Annotated in this window: 1 protein-coding gene; it reads right to left on the reverse strand. The window is 39.6% G+C overall.

Annotation, left to right across the window (positions count from 1 at the left end; genetic code table 11):
- Positions 1–152: 152 nt before the first annotated feature.
- Positions 153–508: hypothetical protein (locus tag N3D74_06760; protein MCX8095863.1), on the reverse strand; the 356-nt coding region annotated here is incomplete at its 5' end.

Here is a 508-nt window from a genome sequence, read left to right on the forward strand (position 1 = left end):
CTCTTTTCCCGTCTATGCCTTCTGGATAAAAGACTTGGCTTTCAAGCCAGTTTTGGAGTTTCAAAAAGAGTTTGTGTTTTTCTTTGTTATTGCTTGGTTTTCTAATTTCCTGAATCTTTGCTTTTTCTTCTTTGATGAATTTCTCCAAGAGGTCACTTTCTTTGTCTAAAACACCGCAGAGAAAAAGTAGCCTTATGGAGGTTTTTTATAAAGGTCTCCACTTGAGAAGTTCTTAGCTGTCCTCTAACTTCAAGGCTGTAAAGAGGTTCTAGTTTGAGCTGGAGGTTTTCGCATACGCTCTTTAGACTTGCGTCTTCTCGGAGGACTTCTACTTTCAGCAGTTTGTAAAGGTTGTTCTTTTTTGGACTTTTCTCTATAGCCTTTATAAGACTTTGAAAGGTATATACCCAAAGCTTATTACCTTCGTGGATGTAGTCAAGGCTGGTTAACCTCTCTCCGCCTCCTACATGAACTGGACTCAGGACTCTTATGGTTGCCACTTTAACCT

Source organism: Caldisericia bacterium, assembly GCA_026414995.1.
Taxonomy (GTDB): Bacteria; Caldisericota; Caldisericia; order B22-G15; family B22-G15; genus JAAYUH01.